Below are 1,314 nucleotides of genomic sequence, written 5' to 3'. Positions count from 1 at the left end.
GGGGGGTCATGTCAGCGGCCCATGCCGTGGTAGGTCCAGCCGGCGTCGCGCCAGGTGGTGGGGGTGAGGATGTTGCGGCCGTCGATGACGACGGGGCGGGCGACCTTGTCGCGGGTGGTGTGGGGGTCGAGGTCGCGGAAGGCTTTCCATTCCGTGGCGATGACGACGGTCTCGGCGCCGGTGAGGGCGTCGTCGAGGGTGTCGGCGTAGGCGAGCTGGGGGTGGGCGCGGCGGGCGTTGGGGATCGCTTCGGGGTCGTAGGCGATGACGTCGGCGCCGAGGCCCTTGAGGCGGACGGCGACGTCGAGGGCGGGGGAGTCGCGGGTGTCGTCGCTGTCGGGCTTGAACGCGAGGCCGAGGACGGCGACGCGGTGGCCGTTGATGTGGTCGGGGAAGCTGTCCACGGCGAGGTCGACCACGCGCTGGCGGCGGCGGAGGTTGATCTCGTCGACGTGCTTGAGGAACGCGACGGATTCGCCCTTGCCGAGTTCCTCGGCGCGGGCGGTGAAGGCGCGGATGTCCTTGGGCAGGCAGCCGCCGCCGAATCCGACGCCGGCGTTGAGGAAGCGGCGTCCGATGCGGTTGTCGTGTCCGATCGCGTCGGCGAGCTGGGTGACGTCGGCGCCGACGGTCTCGGCGATCTCGGCCATCGCGTTGATGAAGCTGATCTTGGTGGCCAGGAAGCTGTTGGCGGCGACCTTGACGAGCTCGGCGGTGGCGTATCCGGTGACCAGGCGGGGGGTGCCCGCGGCGATCGCGGTGTGGTAGACGGCGTCGAGGGTGGCGGTGTCGTCGGCGCCGGTGGTGTCGGAGACGCCGTACACGAGCCGGTCGGGCTCGATGGTGTCCTTGACCGCGAAGCCCTCGCGGAGGAACTCGGGGTTCCAGGCCAGGTGCGCGCCGGTGGGGGCGATCAGCTCGGCCAGGCGGCTGGCGGTGCCGACCGGGACGGTCGACTTGCCAGCGACGAGGTCGCCGGGGCGCAGGTGGGGCAGGAGGGACTCGACGGACGCGTTGACGTAGGTCATGTCCGCGCCAGTGCCGTCGTGGCGCTGCGGGGTGCCCACGGCGATGAAGTGGACCTGCGCGCCCGCGGCGGCGGACATGTCGGTCGTGAACGACAGGCGACCCGATTCCAGCCCCTGGGTGAGGATCTCCCCGAGCCCGGGCTCGAAGAACGGCGTCTCGCCCGCGGCGAGCTTGGCGATCTTGGCCTCATCGACATCGATCCCGACGACCTCGTGCCCCAGCGACGCCATCGCCGCCGCATGCACCGCACCCAGATACCCGCAACCGATCACACTCAACTTCATG

1 protein-coding gene is annotated in these 1,314 nt (G+C 71.0%); it reads right to left on the bottom strand.

Annotated elements, in window-relative coordinates; translation table 11 throughout:
• Positions 1-11 precede the first annotated feature (11 nt).
• Positions 12-1,313, bottom strand: a complete 1,302-nt coding sequence (locus PKE79_RS16420) for a UDP-glucose dehydrogenase family protein (protein WP_271174781.1) — start codon at positions 1,311-1,313, stop codon at positions 12-14.
• Between the last annotated feature and the right edge of the window lies 1 nt (position 1,314).

This window comes from Microbacterium barkeri (assembly GCF_027921765.1).
In the GTDB taxonomy this organism is placed as follows: Bacteria; Actinomycetota; Actinomycetes; order Actinomycetales; family Microbacteriaceae; genus Microbacterium; species Microbacterium barkeri.
The sequence above is the reverse complement of the archived record's forward strand: the minus strand, read 5'-3'. Positions and strand labels throughout refer to the sequence as shown.